Here is a 15,095-nt window from a genome sequence, read left to right as displayed (position 1 = left end):
CACAACCCGCTACGGGGGAGACTTACCCGAAATCTGATTTATTCAACAAAGCCGTCTTACATTTCAAAGACTCTGCTCACCAGACGCATCTCGCCCAGGGGATCGCCATAATAAAATGCTGAAGCCTGGCCTTTGCGTAGTGCTCGCATCACCTCGATTCCTTTGATGGTGGCGTAAGCCGTCTTCATGGACTTAAATCCCAGCGTGGCACTGATTATCCTTTTCAGCTTACCATGATCGCACTCAATAACATTATTGCGGTACTTAATCTGCCTGTGTTCAACATCAGGCGGACACTGGCCCTCGCATTTCAGCAACGCCAGCGCGCGTCCATAGGTGGGAGCCTTGTCAGTGTTGATGCGACGGGGAATTTTCCAGCTTTTCACGTTGTTTAAAATTTTACCCAGAAACCGATATGCCGCTTTGCTGTTACGGCGTGAAGAGAGATAAAAATCGATGGTGCGTCCTCTGCTGTCAACGGCACGGTACAGGTAAGCCCATCTGCCATTGACCTTCACGTAGGTTTCATCAATGTGCCAGGGACAGAACCTGGAAGGGTTTCGCCAGTACCAACGCAGTCGTTTCTCTATTTCAGGTGCATAACTCTGAACCCAGCGGTAAATCGTGGAGTGATCAACGTTGACACCGCGTTCTGCTGTCAACAACGGGTAAAAAGTGATCCACTTACCGCCACCACCAACGGTTTAATATTGATCCACCTTGTTTACTCAGGATTAGCTTCAGCGATAACCCCGGCCTTTCGTTTCTGCTTCAGTCGATAGCTTTCCCCTTTTATTTGCACGACGTGTGAGTGATGTAAGATCCGGTCCAGCATCGCCGATGTCAGCGCTGCATCACCGGCGAACGTCTGATCCCACTGCCCGAACGGCAGGTTGGAGGTCAGGATCATCGCGCTCTTCTCGTAACGTTTGGCGATGACCTGGAAGAACAGCTTGGCTTCCTCCTGACTGAACGGCAGATAACCTATTTCATCGATGATAAGCAGCTTCGGGGCCATGACACCACGATTGAGAGTCGTTTTGTAACGGCCCTGACGCTGTGCAGTGGACAGCTGTAGCAGCAGGTCCGCTGCTGTTGTGAAGCGAACCTTGATGCCCGCCCGTACTGCTTCGTAGCCCATGGCTATCGCCAGATGCGTTTTTCCCACGCCCGATGGCCCCAGCAACACGATGTTTTCGTTACGCTCTATGAAGCTCAGGGATCGCAGCGACTGGATTTGCTTCTGAGGAGCGCCGGTGGCGAAGGTGAAGTCGTACTCCTCGAACGTCTTTACCGCCGGGAAGGCTGCCATCCGCGTGTACATCGCCTGTTTACGCTGATGCCGGGCCAGTTTCTCCTCATGTAACAGGTGCTCCAGGAAGTCCATGTAGCTCCATTCCTGATCCACCGCCTGTTGCGACAGCGCCGGCGCTGCGCCGATAAGACTGTCCAGCTGGAGCTGTTCGGCAAGCACCATCAGCCGTTGATGTTGCAGTTCGACCATCATGCGGCTCCTCTGCAGAACGTGTCATAGATGGAGAGCGGATGATGCAACGGCTGCCTGTCGAAGGTCATCAGGCTTTCATCAACCTGCACGTCATACTGTTTTTTCTCCGGTGGCAGTGCCAGCATGGATTGCTGTTCCTCCACCCAGCGATCGCAGGGGCGGGTCTGGATAGTTTCATGCTTACGTTGATTGGCCACATCGTACAGCCAGCGCAGGCCGTAACGGTTTGCGGTTTCAACATCGACGGTGATCCCCATCGGACGCAGGCGTGTCATTAACGGGATATAGAAGCTGTTGCGGGCGTACTGCACCATCCTCTCCACCTTGCCTTTAGTCTGCGCCCTGAAGGGACGGCACAGGCGGGGAGAGAAGCCCATCTCTTTGCCGAACTGCCACAGGGAAGGATGGAACCGGTGCTGCCCGGTCTGGTAAGCATCACGCTGCAGCACCACCGTTTTCATATTGTCGTACAGGACTTCCTGCGGTACACCGCCGAAGAAGCTGAACGCATTGCGGTGACAGGCTTCCAGCGTGTCGTAGCGCATGTTGTCGGTGAACTCGATGTAAAGCATTCTGCTGTATCCCAGAACAGCGACGAACACATGCAGGGGTGACTTGCCGTTTCGCATGGTCCCCCAGTCAACCTGCATCTGCCGTCCGGGCTCGGTTTCGAAGCGAACGACCGGTTCTGCCTGTGCTGGCAGGGTCTGTTTACGGATGAACTCTCTCAGGATAGTAAGCCCTCCACGATAGCCCAGCTCCATGATTTCCCTGGCAATAACGGTCGCCGGGATTTTGTAGGGATGCGCATCGCTGATCCGCTTAGAGATGTAATCACGGTATTCATCGAGCAGTGATGATGGTGCCGGGCGTAGTGAATACTGCGGCTTTTCAAATTTGGCTTTCAGGTGGCTGCGGACAGTATTGCGCGAAATACCCAGCTCCCTGGCAATGGCCCGGATACTCATTCCCCGCTTGTGCAGGACTTTAATTTCAATACGAATCTCAAAAGTGATCATAAGCTCCCCTGTATTCAGAGGAGCAGATTAACCCCTGGATCAATTTTCAACCGCTGGGGTGGATCAGTTTTGCACCGTTGGTAACATCTGCCAGCATCTCCTGCAGTTCACGGTAGCTAATGCCGTATTTACAGTACCAGCGTACCGCCCACAGGATAATGTCACGCTGAAAATGCCGGCCTTTGAATGGGTTCATGTGCTGCTCCGTCAGCAAAAGATGACGATAAGTTTATCACCTGCAGATTTTTGCAACAGTGCCAAAATTAGAACTGAAAGAGGGAAGACGGACCAGAAACACAATGATGCCTATTCGCGCTGGTTAATTGAACAGGCAGACAGAAAAGAAAAGGAAGAATTCTCGCGTTCGTTCAGCAGGTGACGCATTGACATCCACCCCGGCACAGTCCGCTGAAGGAATGGCAGTTCCGTTCACCACATTTGCTAAGACATCAGGACTTACTTTGTAATCTGGAAGTACATCGAAGTTGCAACAATAGTACTCTATTGCGTGACGTAGATTCGTGACGTATAGTTACTGCAACTTATTTGTTTATAACTACCGTCAGGTACAAAATTATGTCTCCCGTACAAGCTAAACAAAAGCAGCATGAACGCTACGAAGCCGTAGCGGTGCAGGTTTTGCGTGGTCGTGCCGGTTACAAACCTGCCGTGAAAAGCCGCTTCAGTAAGTCAGCTAGTAGCAAATTCGCTCATACTATCGCTTTTGCCTGATCCTGAACTTTGAGGCACAATAAACCATCATTCGCTGATGGTTTTTTTATGCCTGTTCAAGACGTTATTCCCCCCTATGAGCAGATGTACCTGCTAAATCAGCAGCTGATCTGCAACGCTGATCAGTTCAAACATGCCGTTATCACAGTTGGCGGTCAGGCTGTGCAATACTGGATATCCTATTATCATGCACAATACGGCGACAGATTGCCTGATGAGCGCCTCACCACATCTGTTGACTGCGACTACAGCGCCCGGAAAGATGATATTGCGGCTATAGCAAAAACGCTCAACGTTAAGACGTGGGAGAACAAAGACGGTCAGCCCCCATCCCTTGCGCAGTTTATGCTTATCGATCAGGATACACACGATATCAAACGGGATGATGGACGCTTATTTGCCGTACCGGATGCGCCTGACGAGCCAAATGTGGTGGATATTATCGACCGCCCCGGAGGCTTTGACCGTTCTGATTTTCAGGGGAAAAAGCTTTACCTGTATACCGCCCCGTTTTATGTAGAAGCAACCGGCCCCGGCATGCCTGAAATGAATGAAAAGGTAAGGGTATTGAACCCTGTCGCCTGTATGCGCTCGCGCTTTAGCAATCTGATTGCCTTGCGCCGTGATGCTGAAATTGAAATTGCGCGTATTAACGCGCTCAAGATCCCGTGTTATTTCTTTCTCATCGAACAGTTTGATGAACAGCCGTTCAAAGTTGCACGAGGAATCTTTATGGATTTATGGAGGCTCGCGAATGACGAAAGCTGTCTGCGCCATCAGGCCTTCTGGCATAGCTGGCAGGGGCCGCTTCTTGAAGGGCAACAAAGTAACAACATCACTCTGATTGATGTGTTGGAAGGCGTACATGTATACCTGGAAGGGCATCTTGATGACTTTGAAATACCGGAAGCCTTTGTCACCAAAGAAGTACCGCTAAAGCTCGCACAGCTGCGTGAACGCTGGGAGCGTTACGTGGTACTCAATGCTGAATGGGCAGCAAGAGGGCGCAGGGGATTTGAACGTAATCCCCGTGATGATTAGCCTCCTTTGGGCTGAAAAATTTGCGCATGTGCAAACCACCGGAGCACACGCTAATAGGCCGTTCAGAAGGTGAGCGTCAGGCCACTCTGAAAATTGCCCGTACCATGCTGCAGAACGGCATTGACCGCAATACTGTCATGAAAATGACCGGTCTGACTGAAGATGACTGGCACAAATCCGCCACTAATCCCCCTTTCCTGGCACTCACTGCCGGGCCATCAGTGAAAACTGGTGGCCCGGCAGGGAGGCACCAGACTCAGGCTCAGCCTGCCAGCCACAGCGATTTAACAGTTTCATTATCCCAGTTACGTTCCCTGTCAGACGTACTGTCAGCGGATTTGTCTGTTGGCCATTGTCGTCAAAAGCGGCATCAAGGTTTGTCCGTAAGAGATAAACACCGTTTACTCCAGGATTGAGTACCAAAGCATATCGTCCGGCCCATTCTCTGTCGCTCATTACGCGGTAATTCCAGCCCATGTCTTTCGCTGTTTCCAGCGCATACGTCAGCCGGAACATGTCGTTCTGTTCAGTCAACTCGCCGCTGCAGGAGCGCCAGACATAGCCCAGTTTGTCGGCCAGCTTAGCTCTCACACCCAGCAAACGCCCCTGATTCAGTAACCACCCGATATCCTGTGCCACATCGCGCGAGAATCGCCGTTGCTTCAGTGCTGCCGCGAGCCAGCGGGTGAGAAAGAGATTTTCCTGTGCGGGAGAGAGTTCTCCCTGCTCCTGTCTGGCCAGTGCCAGCGCGACCAGTGCACACCATGCCAGATGGCCTGTTTTTTCTGTCAGCGTCATAACAGATACCTCCCTTCAGTCTTACTGATTCCCTGGTCTTAAATCTCAGTTGTTCAGCTCTGTACAGTCGGTCTCAGCTGCCATGTTGCCCCACCAAAACAGGTCACACCGACCACCTGCTCCCAGGTTTCCTTCTGCTCCAGCAGCTTCTCCAGCGCATGAAAGTCCGCGCGCGAGAGCACAATATCTTCCCGCTCGCCGGGCGACTCCAGAATATACCCCTCAGGTATCCGCGTGGCCGATTCACCAGCCTGCCGTGAGGATATGCGGTAAAAGGTTTTGATGCATCCTCCGCGAGTGAGGGCATCGAGGATGATGCTTTCGGCAACGCGCATGACTGGCTCCGGTTAAAAGTGTTTCACGTCTTTGCCGGTGTGCAACTGGCGACGCTCATCATGCCGCGTAGTGCTTCCACAGACAACGGCTTTGCCTCATTGCCCCGGTGGACCATCGCATGGCAGTTCGGGCAAGGAATGCTATGGTAAATATAACCTTCCCCTTACACTCATGAAGCTTATGGAAGAATTATTCACTTGTCCGATATGTAAACTCTCATTTGGCCATAAAGCTAGGTTGAGAAAGCATATAAAAAAGCATACGAAATCCCTTGAAAAGAATCTCGCTAAGGCCAACTCAACCAAAAAGGCTGAGCATGAAAAGATGCTTATTCAGGAGAGGATTGCAAGGACAGGTAGCGCTTTTAAAAATGAATCGGAGAGAAATAAGTACTTTGAAAGAAGGCGTGCTGAAAACCCCATATTTGATATCGATACGCCGATCAGAAAGGCCTCGTTTATAGTGAATGCCGGTGCCTTTGGTTTGGGTAAATCCAGAAAAAACTAGCCGTTTTTTTGGCAAAAGCAGATCTAATGTCCCCGTGGTGAGTATATAAAAAATTACGGGGAGCTAAGCGACCTTCGTCTAGCTCTCTTCTTGTTTTTTTGCCGCAGCGGACTCTCGCGTGCGTCAGACACAAGTGGCGCAGGGGACGGGTTTTTGATGCGCGTCAGCGCATGGGAGGCGCCATGCGCCGGAGCCCCCCGCAGCGAAGCGAGGACGAAAAAAGCATTACGGCTTCAGCCGTAATACCCCCCCACACTTGTATCTAACAGTTTGTGGTGATTAGCTACCACCACTGAAGCAGAGTGAGCCGCGCCCTTCACTTAAGGTCAGAAAAGCCAGCACCGCTGAACCTTGATTTGCAGCATATGGCCCTCCGCTTCACCTTTCACGCCAGCACATCAGGTTGAACGGTTACCGGGAGCTCGACTCCGTATGTACAAGGCGAACAGGCGTGACGGTTTATGTGAGAGGAGTTTGACCATGTTTCCAGTCGGCATTGACGTAAGTAAAAACACCCTGGATCTTTGCATACTGTATGACGGTATCAAAGGACGCATAAAAACCCGTAACATCCAAAATAACAGACATTCAGTTGAAAATATTCTTCGCTGGCTCCGGCTCCAGCACTGCGGTCCTGAGGATGTTCATGTTGTGATGGAAGCTACCGGTGTTTATCACGAACGGCTGGCCACTGAGTTACATGATGCCGGTTTCCGGGTTTCTCTGGCCAACCCCCACCGCAGTCGGGAGTTTGCACGCGGCATGGGAATAATGACAAAGACGGATAAGGTGGATGCGTATATGCTGGCCTGTTACGCATTTCTTAAGAAGCCACACTACTGGGAGCCGCCGGCACCCGAAATAAGATATCTCGGTGCACTCCTGCGACGGCGGGATGTTCTGCTGGGTGATGCCCTGCGTGAGGAGAAAAGGCTGGAAAAATACCTGTCGACAGACACACCTGCAGATATTATCAGTTCCTGCAGGCGTATGGCGCAGCTTCTGCGCGAGGAGGTAAGTAATATCGAGCGGCAGATTAAAGCACATATCAAAGCCAGCCCTGCACTGAGGCGTGATTATACACTGCTGAACTCAATTAAATCGGTTGGTCCCCAGTTGGGGATGCATATGCTGGTCGTGCTTCGCAGCCATAACTTTGCATCAGCTGAGCAGGCTGCCGCCTTTCTGGGCGTGGTGCCGATCGAGAAACGCTCAGGCACATCGGTCCGGAGCCGACCGCGGATGTCGAAAATCGGCCCCCCTCAGTTGAGAGCGAAGCTTTACATGTCCGCCCTGTGCGGAAAAATCTACAATAAGCGAATGCGTAATATTTACGATGAGATGTGCCTGCGGGGTAAACCTAAAATGGTAGCCATTGGCGCGCTGATGCGGAAACTGGTGCACTGGTGTTATGGCGTCCTGAAGACCGGAACCGTTTTTAATGACGAAGGTCTGAAACAAGTACTGTCAACCTGACTATACCTGGCTGGCATTAAACTCAATGTAACGCTCACAGCAGTAAGTGAGCGCAGTCCGCTATGAGCGAAGAGCGGAAGTTGGCAGTTGATCTCGCAGCTAAATAGTCGCATTACTAACATTGCGGCGTGTTAATCAACGGGGAGCAGGTCACGGTCTCGCCTTTTCGCCTCACTGCGTGTTGATGCCGAGTAGGTTAATTAACTGCTCGACAATCTTGTCCTCATCGAGAACCAGATTCACACTAGCCACCTGTAATTGTTCCTTGCCTGCTAGAATCCTATAGCCTGCATTCAGAGGTTGCGTTCCCAGACCTGCATGATGTGGATAGAGAAGCATAACTTGTGGGCATTGATAAATCCGTGCATAGGCCATCATCTGGTAGACATCAGCCTGCGATATGCCATGCCTGGCATCTTCGGGATGACGACCAATACGCTTCCATTTAGTGTCTATCATCATAACAATCTGATGGTTCCGCTCGATAAGCAGATCTGGTCGGGTCTGGAAGCGTGGTTTGCCTTCTTTTACGTCCTCGATCAGACAGTATAACCTGCCTGCCTGTGCACGAACCGTCCATTCCGTACCGCGTACAGCACGCTTCGCCAGCGCCGCTATATATGCCTCGAACAGGTCGTTCATTGGGAAAAGCAGTGTAATCCCGTTCTGCGCTCGTTTATCGTGGTGTGTAGCTTGCCAGTCGCGTCGCAGGAGAAGACGTGCCAGATTGTAGAGGGCTTCCCAGCGATGATTGGTTCGGTCGATCCGTACCTGTGACCACGGCAGATGACTGAAAGGGACGTCGCTAACACCCGATAACAGGATGCGCAATTCATTCAGACGACAGAGCGTATCAGCAGCGCGGGCATAATGGTGAAGCAGAACTACACACGCCTTCATAATTCGAAGCAGGGCGGTATCAGCCGACAGTTCGTCGTAACGACAGGCGAGACGGTCGGGGCGGACGGCAAGCATAGTGAATTGTCGTTTGATATTGAGCCTTCCGCGCAATGAGGGCAAATCGTCTTCCTGTGCCAAATAGGTGCGCGGTAATCCCCGATGTACTTCAGATAAGAGTCGCTCGGCGAACAAGCGGATGAGTATCTCAAGTAAGCTTTCAGCTTGTCTCGCCATTGTTGCAGCCTGTCCATTGCCGAGTTTAAGGCCGAGGGCGACATCAAGCATACGTATCAGGCGATTGCGTATTGTGGCGTCCGGTTCTATCGTCTCGTCGTCGAATTTGGGCAGGATCTCAAGGCTACATCCCGGAGCGGCAATGACCCCAACCATTTGCCCGGCAATAATTTTGTTATGGCGATCGATTAAGATATTAGTACCGTGCTGATTTGCCAGCGGATGCTCGCGCGCCGCCGTAAGCAGCGCGTTAGCCTGAGGGCGGGTAAAAGCATGAGGAGCGTTTATGCTGCTTTCAGTGTTCACACAAACACCACCCCATTCGCGAACCGTGAGGTGCGTCATTCTTTCGATTCACCAGCCACCTCAAGATCGGTGACATTTAACGTTCTGGTTTTGCCTATCAGTCGATCAAAGGCGTCATTTCTGAACGGTGCACGTACCGACCAGCTTGATAATGGTTCCCCCTCTATTCCGGGTGGCGGTAAAATCTGCGCTTCCTGCATAAAACCATCGCCCAGCACTGCCGCGATTCGGCTCCAGTCCTCGAAGAAATACTCTTGTAACAGCGGTATGACCTTATTGCGCACTGCATCTTCAACTTGTGCCCTGGATTCACAATTGATAAAGAAGGCGTGTCCAATGCGATATTCCCGACCTATAAGATATTCAATACGCTGGTTGATGGTGGTAAGAACGGCTTTGAGATCGATCCCCTCTACTTCACTTAGCAGGGTCGCGTCGGGAGCCATTTCCCGGAAGTTGAATCGCCGCCTTAATGCTGTGTCGAGCAATGCGATGGATCGATCGGCGGTATTCATGGTGCCTATGATATGAAGGTTTGCGGGGATGCCAAAATCTTTCTTTTTCGAATAAGGCAGAGTTACGGTGAGTGCATCAGGCATTCCAAGGCGTTTATCCGGCTCAATTAACGTAATCAGTTCACCGAACACTTTCGAGATATTTGCCCGGTTGATCTCATCAATAATGAGGACGAATTGTTCTGGTTGTCCTTTAACATCGGAACTATTATCCAGGTTCTCTGTACTCGAGAGCAGTCTGCCTAGCGCCGGGATATTCACACGACTGGTGGCAATGGAATAGAGCGTCCGCATGGTGAAGTTACCATCGATAATTGTATCGAGTGGCAGTGGTTCATCAAGGGTCAGTAGCCAGCGAACTGGGCGGCGGTGGGCATAGTAACCTTCGGCTTCAGGAACGAAATAGTAATCACCAGTTATTTCAGCGATAGCGCGAAACGCAGTGTTCCCGTAAGGGACAATCACGATATCACCAGGCTTCATTTCGCAACGGAAGGGATAGGTTTGCGTCCAGTTACTAGGCGTCAGATTCCCTGGATTTTGCTTGATCCATTCATCATGAATCGCGTTGAACGATGAGAATCTATCCGCGCTCCAGTCTATGGTCCCACCCCACCCCAGAGCGATATACCCATTGTCGCGGGCATCTTCATACACATCGTCTTCGGTGCCAATTGTCCCTTGCCCCATTTTCCAGAAGCGTTTCTTGGATAGTTGCAGTGCCGAGGCATCTGTCTGTGCACGGGGTTGTGTTCTGGCCTGATCGGCAAGGGCACAAATTTCTCTGAAGAGCCCCGGCGTAGGCATGAGTCTGAATCCAGCAGACGAAGACTCATCTTCACCGATTTCTGGACGAAGACCCTCAACGAAGGTTTCGTAGTCATAGCTCTGGTGGAATGTGACGAAAGAGATTCTCTTTTCTGCCATCAGTTCGTTATAGCGCGCCATCAGGGCCGCACGCCCATCTTTTGAGTTCGGATAGGCATCTTTGCCATCGCAGAGCGCTACGGCTTCCCTCGCCGTGTGATAGGTCTTTCCGGTACCTGGAGGACCGTAAAAAATAAGGTTAGTCGGAGTTGGTTTAGTCTGGGCCACCAGTTCGCTTCCTTCCGTAAGGATGAACGTATATTTCCGGGTTGTGCTCTTTTTAGGCCCTTCCGTCACCGGAGGGGGAACATCCGCTAGTTCCTGAAATTTTTGACCATCAAGAGCTTGACAGATGTTCGGCCATCCCTTGTCGAGACCCATTTCAGTATTCAGAGGACCAACTACCAGGGTGACACTTGCGTCACCTCGCTCTCTGGCTGGGGTGATGTAGTTTTCAAGGACATAATCCCGAATTTCGTCGGCCTGAGAGTCATCACCGCTCAGAAAACGTCCATATTGTCCGAGCCAGCTATTCCAGTTGGACAATCGGTTAAGCGGTTGCTCTGATTCAGGCATTAGTAACCTATAGTCATTGCCGTTGTCTTTGGCATCACGGCGAATCTCTTTGATCCGCTGCCGCAATTGCGCAAATCCATCCGCCTGGTAGGCTGCATCCAGATCTGCATGAGGAGAACCAAGTGCTGCGAGATTTTTTTCTATAGTTTTGACAGCATAAATACGGGAATTGAGGCCTGCTTGCGTTTTGGCGCCTCTGCTCTTCAACCATTCCTGAAATTCAACTTCGAGCATTTCCGATGCCCTCTCATTTTCGTTAACTTACTGATAGCTATCATTGTGGATGATGGAAGGGGCAGTACTGCAACTCTTCGCTACAGATTGCCAATACTATTAATCTTCCTTGCTGATTGTCTCGCTTGCGGGGCGAAGGGTTTGACCAACCTGACATAGCAGACAGGCATCATCCTCGAATGTAATGGTCCCTCAGGAGTGCAGCCCAAGCGCTGTGTCGCTTACCGTAAACATAGCACTATGGATGCCTCGGTCAAGGTATGTTTTTCCATAATTTATTGATAAGAAACAATAATAGTTATTATGTAATGATTTGAACCTTTATGAGCCTTTTAATAAATCGTCATGTCCAAACTATGTAGCAGCTGAAGGTGGAAGTGTGGACAAATTCCTGGACCTTCAGGAGTTAATTTATGCATTCATACGAGGACCGGATTCGGGCCGTCGAACTCTATTACCGGTACGGAAAGAAAGCCTCCGTTGTCGTCATGGAGCTGGGATATCCTTCCACAAAACAGCTGGGCCGTTGGGTTCGGATTTATGAAGAGAAGGGCGATTTACCCAGGGAATTAAAACCAAGAGAACGCTATTCACGTACACAGAAAATTGCTGCTGTTGAGCATTATCTTACTCACGGTGGTTGCCTGTCGTACACTCGCCGAGCCATCGGCTACCCCAGTAACGAAATTCTAAAGCGCTGGATTGAAGAGTTTTACCCAAATGCGCGTCCCCTGGTCATTCGCTCAGGCACAAGCAAATGCTTCAGCCCGGAAGAGAGGTCTCAGGCCGTCCGGGAGCTCTGTAACCGACGTGGAACCGCGCGTAAAGTTGCACAAAGCATAGGCGTCAGCGTCCCGGTCCTGTACAAATAGAAGAAAGACCTTATCAGTGACGAGGCTTATCAATCCATGCGCAAACGAAAGGCAGCCCCTCAGGATAAAAATCAGGATATTTTACTCGGTGAAATCCAGCGTCTCAGGAAGCAGGTTCATCAGCTGGAGCTCGAACGTGAAATACTGACAAAGGCGAATGAACTGATAAAAAAAGATCTGGGCATCAGCTTTCTGAAACTGAAAAACGGGGAGAAAACCCTGATAGTTGATGCCCTTAAGAAAAAGTACCCCGTTGCTGAGTTGCTAAGCGTTCTGCAACTTGCCCGCAGCTGTTATTTTTACCACAAAGCCAGCAAACGTCTGTACGATAAGTATGCGGAAATACGCGTGATCATGGCCGATATCTTTGAGGAGAATTACCGCTGTTACGGCTACCGGCGCCTTCACGCGATGCTTCGCAGTAACAACAGGGTTATTTCTGAAAAGGTTGTCCGCAGACTGATGGCAGAAGAGCAGCTCGTTGTTAAGCGCACCAGGCGACGACGATATAACTCTTACTGTGGCGAAATCGGTCCGGCACCGGAAAATTTACTCGCCCGGGATTTTAGTTCCTGCAGGCCAAATGAGAAGTGGCTGACCTATATTACGGAGTTCCAGCTTCCGGCTGGAAAAGTCTATCTGTCGCCGGTTATCGACTGCTTTGATGGCCAGGTTGTAAGCTGGTCGATAGGAACACGCCCGGACGCGACGCTGGTGAATACGATGCTCGATGACGCACTCGATACGCTCAGCGAACATGATAAACCGGTGATACACAGCGATCGTGGTGGCCATTACCGGTGGCCGGGCTGGCTCGAGCGTATCAACACCTCCGGACTTATAAGGTCCATGTCGCGCAAAGGATGCTCGTCGGATAATGCTGCGTGTGAAGGCTTCTTCGGGCGTATCAAAAACGAAATGTTCTATGGCAGAGACTGGGCGGGTATCACGCTGGAAAAATTTATCTGCTTCCTGGACAGGTACATACGCTGGTATAACGAGAAACGTATCAAGCTATCATTAGGTGCAATGAGTCCTGTGAAGTACCGGCAGCATCTTGGGATCACAACATAACAGTCCAAGAAAACATCCGCAGCCCCAAAAGTGACATTACTAAATGGTTCTAACAAAGCCTGTCTAGCCAATGTTGAAATGTCGTATTTAAAGCCAAGCTGAAGTGACGTCTGTGGTCAGTCCGGCCAATACCTTCTTCAGTCTGATTCAAGGTTTGAGGACGGGCGAGGGTGCCAGGTTTTCTCGGCAATCATCATTTTCCGCACGGTCTCTTTTGAAATCCGGACACCGTATTCTGTGGTCAGAATTCGCCAGATGGCTGACGGATTCATATCCCGGCCGCGTGAGCGAATAAGCTGCAGTGCCTGATCTCTGATGGTGGTGTTTAACTGATGATTGCCTGGCTTTCCACGGCGCCGGCTGACCAGACCGGCTGGCCCCAGCTCGCGGTAGCGTTTAATCAGGCGGGAGCACTGACGACGGGTGAGCTCCATGGACTCTGCCACTTCTGCCAGCGTAATTTCCCGCGCCATATAGGCTTCAATCAAATCCAGGCGTAGCGCTTCGTGAAGTGTCAGGAGCACTGGTTTGTTGTCGTCCATTTTTCTCTCATCTGTCGGCCATATCAGATCCGCAGGTGAGGGAAGGGCTCATCGCTTCAGGCTGGGGATAAAATCCTGCGGACTGGCCAGCACCGGGTTGATCGCCCTGAGCTCTTCCAGTGCACGCTCCTGAGCGCACCTGCGGGGCATTTTTGTACTGCGCATTCGCTTTCCTTCAGCCTCCAGCTCTTCCTGTTTCTGCTGTGCCAGCCTCAGAACGGCACCCAGTCGTTTGTTATCAACAACCGCCCCCAGATCAACGCAGGTCAGTTTATCGAAAATCTTATAACCCAGTGGCCGGTGCTGATGCCGGAAAGTAATGCTTCCGTCAGGGTAATCATAAACGGTAATTTTTTCACCTGCTATGCGCGTATTTTGTTCGGTGGGTTCAATGATATACATCACTTTATCATACTGAAAAGTCAGTGCTTTCGATAAGGTCCGCAGCTCCTGCCAGGCGAAGATATCATTCAGCTCCAGTGGACTCTGTGTGACCGCACGGTGCAGATCTTTAGGGTATTTTGCCGGCCGGGAGAAACGACGGTTAAAATCAGACATGAAATGTTCAATCCACTGATTGGCTTCAGCAACCGAGCTGATGTTCTGCAGGCGCATCTCTTTAATCAGGCGATCCTGCAGGGTTTTATTGACCCGTTCCACGCGACCTTTTGCCTGGCTGCTGTTGGCACAAATCAATTCGATCGCCAGTTCCCGGAGAGCCCGTCCGAACTGGGTTGTGCCGGTACGTCGGCTTTCGGGTCCGCTGACCCTGAACACCGCATGCTTGTCGCTGTAAAATGCGACAGGTTTACCATGTTTATCAATGTATTGCCGGGTAGCCATCATGTAGTCAAACGCGTTTTCTGAATCACAGAATCGCAGGTGCATCAGGCGACCGGTGGCGTCATCCATGAAGACCAGAAGACAGCATTTTGGGGCTCTGCCTTCGAACCAGTCATGGTGAGAGCCATCGATCTGAACCAGTTCGCCGAGACAGTCGCGACGATAGCGCGGCTGGTAAACCCGGGTTCGCCGGCGGGAATGAGGACGCCAGAGACCGTCGGCTGTCATCCAGTTACGGATGGTTTCAACGGAGAGATAAATATGATGGCGTTCAGCCAGTTTTTCGGTTGCGAGCGTTGGGCCAAAATCTGAATAGTGGCACCGGATCAAATCCAGGGCTTTACAGCGTGTTTCTTCATCGATCCGGTTGTTTGCAGGACGTCCACGGCGGGAAGATGCAAATGCGGTTGCGCCATCTGTCCGGTACAGACGCACAAGACGCTGCACCTGACGAACACTGAGCTTAAGTATGTCTGCTGCGTCGCGCTGAAGCAAAGCCCGGTCAAATACTCGCTGAATGATGCCAAGCCGGTAAAGTTCTTTGTCTGTCATAGTCACCAACATAAGATCGCGGTCCTGTGCTGAGCAAAATGAAGGCTTAGCGTACACGACGCGTGTGAATTGTGCTGAGACGACAATAACGCTTTGTGCTGGCAACATCTGTCAAGGCTCAATTGAAATGTCCGTTATCCAGCTCAATTAAAATGACCACTTTG

General features: G+C 51.1%; 11 protein-coding genes and 4 pseudogenes. 5 read left to right on the top strand and 10 right to left on the bottom strand.

What is annotated here, in order from left to right; translation table 11 throughout:
• Nucleotides 1-56 precede the first annotated feature (56 nt).
• The 4 genes and pseudogenes from ABLU50_RS15320 to ABLU50_RS15305 all read right to left on the bottom strand — a co-directional run.
• A pseudogene (locus ABLU50_RS15320) lies at nucleotides 57-656 on the bottom strand (IS6 family transposase); the annotation flags it as partial.
• Between the two features lie 68 nt (nucleotides 657-724).
• On the bottom strand, nucleotides 725-1,507 hold the full coding sequence (gene istB / locus ABLU50_RS15315) for an IS21-like element ISSen3 family helper ATPase IstB (protein ID WP_032437422.1): 783 nt from the start codon (nucleotides 1,505-1,507) through the stop codon (nucleotides 725-727).
• Nucleotides 1,504-2,526 (bottom strand): IS21-like element ISSen3 family transposase, encoded by a 1,023-nt coding sequence (gene istA / locus ABLU50_RS15310; RefSeq protein ID WP_004181976.1) that lies wholly within the window; start codon nucleotides 2,524-2,526, stop codon nucleotides 1,504-1,506. Before istA ends, istB begins: the two co-directional genes overlap by 4 nt.
• Nucleotides 2,527-2,611: 85 nt before the next feature.
• Nucleotides 2,612-2,722 (bottom strand): annotated as a pseudogene (locus tag ABLU50_RS15305) (IS6 family transposase); the annotation flags it as partial.
• 584 nt (nucleotides 2,723-3,306) lie between these two features.
• Here ABLU50_RS15305 and ABLU50_RS15300 point away from each other — a divergent pair.
• Both ABLU50_RS15300 and ABLU50_RS15295 read left to right on the top strand, forming a co-directional pair.
• Nucleotides 3,307-4,299: a hypothetical protein gene (locus ABLU50_RS15300; protein ID WP_001145103.1), complete on the top strand. Its 993-nt coding sequence runs from the start codon at nucleotides 3,307-3,309 to the stop codon at nucleotides 4,297-4,299.
• 56 nt (nucleotides 4,300-4,355) lie between these two features.
• A pseudogene (locus ABLU50_RS15295) lies at nucleotides 4,356-4,486 on the top strand (ISNCY family transposase); the annotation flags it as partial.
• 17 nt (nucleotides 4,487-4,503) lie between these two features.
• Here the strand turns inward: ABLU50_RS15295 and ABLU50_RS15290 are convergent.
• Both ABLU50_RS15290 and ABLU50_RS15285 read right to left on the bottom strand, forming a co-directional pair.
• Entirely contained in the window at nucleotides 4,504-5,097 is a 594-nt protein-coding gene (locus tag ABLU50_RS15290) for a DUF2913 family protein (RefSeq protein WP_004181973.1), read from the bottom strand.
• A 53-nt stretch (nucleotides 5,098-5,150) separates the two neighbouring features.
• On the bottom strand, nucleotides 5,151-5,432 hold the full coding sequence (locus tag ABLU50_RS15285) for a hypothetical protein (protein ID WP_001261568.1): 282 nt from the start codon (nucleotides 5,430-5,432) through the stop codon (nucleotides 5,151-5,153).
• A 181-nt stretch (nucleotides 5,433-5,613) separates the two neighbouring features.
• On the opposite strand from ABLU50_RS15285, the gene ABLU50_RS15280 reads away from it, so the two are divergent.
• Together ABLU50_RS15280 and ABLU50_RS15275 are read left to right on the top strand one after the other, a co-directional pair.
• Nucleotides 5,614-5,940 carry a C2H2-type zinc finger protein gene (locus ABLU50_RS15280; protein WP_004201125.1) on the top strand — a complete coding sequence of 109 codons (327 nt, stop codon included), beginning with the start codon at nucleotides 5,614-5,616 and terminating at the stop codon, nucleotides 5,938-5,940.
• Between the two features lie 480 nt (nucleotides 5,941-6,420).
• Nucleotides 6,421-7,416: an IS110 family transposase gene (locus ABLU50_RS15275; RefSeq protein ID WP_000484486.1), complete on the top strand. Its 996-nt coding sequence runs from the start codon at nucleotides 6,421-6,423 to the stop codon at nucleotides 7,414-7,416.
• 171 nt (nucleotides 7,417-7,587) lie between these two features.
• On the opposite strand, the gene ABLU50_RS15270 is transcribed toward ABLU50_RS15275, so the two are convergent.
• Together ABLU50_RS15270 and ABLU50_RS15265 are read right to left on the bottom strand one after the other, a co-directional pair.
• Complete coding sequence (locus ABLU50_RS15270) at nucleotides 7,588-8,895, bottom strand: McrC family protein (protein ID WP_000149431.1); 1,308 nt, start codon at nucleotides 8,893-8,895, stop codon at nucleotides 7,588-7,590.
• Complete coding sequence (locus ABLU50_RS15265) at nucleotides 8,892-11,048, bottom strand: AAA family ATPase (protein WP_000895052.1); 2,157 nt, start codon at nucleotides 11,046-11,048, stop codon at nucleotides 8,892-8,894. The genes ABLU50_RS15270 and ABLU50_RS15265 overlap by 4 nt, the downstream gene beginning before the upstream one ends.
• Nucleotides 11,049-11,461: 413 nt before the next feature.
• Between ABLU50_RS15265 and ABLU50_RS15260 the strand changes: the two are divergent.
• Nucleotides 11,462-12,994: pseudogene (locus ABLU50_RS15260) on the top strand (IS3-like element ISKpn38 family transposase).
• Between the two features lie 137 nt (nucleotides 12,995-13,131).
• On the opposite strand, the gene ABLU50_RS15255 reads toward ABLU50_RS15260, so the two are convergent.
• On the bottom strand, nucleotides 13,132-13,536 hold the full coding sequence (locus ABLU50_RS15255; RefSeq protein WP_080466048.1) for a helix-turn-helix domain-containing protein: 405 nt from the start codon (nucleotides 13,534-13,536) through the stop codon (nucleotides 13,132-13,134).
• Between the two features lie 48 nt (nucleotides 13,537-13,584).
• Entirely contained in the window at nucleotides 13,585-14,931 is a 1,347-nt protein-coding gene (locus ABLU50_RS15250; RefSeq protein WP_080466050.1) for an ISNCY family transposase, read from the bottom strand.
• Nucleotides 14,932-15,095 lie beyond the last annotated feature (164 nt).

This window comes from Klebsiella sp. GG_Kp173 (assembly GCF_040062415.1).
Taxonomy (GTDB): domain Bacteria; phylum Pseudomonadota; class Gammaproteobacteria; order Enterobacterales; family Enterobacteriaceae; genus Klebsiella; species Klebsiella quasipneumoniae.
This window is presented reverse-complemented; position numbering and strand designations above follow the sequence as displayed.